The 382-nt window shown below is 44.2% G+C and carries 1 pseudogene; it reads right to left on the bottom strand.

Features of this window, described 5'->3' with window-relative positions:
- A pseudogene (locus AAEY83_RS13130) lies at window positions 1–382 on the bottom strand (hypothetical protein); the annotation flags it as partial.

The raw sequence follows: 382 nt of genomic DNA, 5'->3' as shown, positions 1-382 counted from the left end.
AATCAGCATCTATCGCTTGTTTTTTGACTAAAAGTAAGCCGCGGACAGTCGTAGAGTCTGTTACTGTAGCTGATGCAGGGGCGCCTTCATTAGCCGGCTTTAAGGTAACTAGTGTATTTTCTACTGTAGGAGTAGTAGAATTTATTGGTGTGAAGAATGGTGCATTGGTCGATGACACTTTATAGTTAATCGTAACGGTACCAGTAGGTGCTATGCCGTTAGGTAATGCGCTGTATATATCATAGACACCACCGACAGCTGTAATAGGCGCTGCTGTTACAGATGGTGTTGTAGTGTCATCACCATTTGGATAATAAGTGACAGTGACGCTACCCGGCTCTATATTAATCGCATCTCGCGCGCCGCCATCATTATCAGTGAT

This window comes from Psychrobacter sp. TB20-MNA-CIBAN-0197, from assembly GCF_040309765.1.
In the GTDB taxonomy this organism is placed as follows: Bacteria; Pseudomonadota; Gammaproteobacteria; order Pseudomonadales; family Moraxellaceae; genus Psychrobacter; species Psychrobacter submarinus.
The sequence above is the reverse complement of the archived record's forward strand: the minus strand, read 5'-3'. Positions and strand labels throughout refer to the sequence as shown.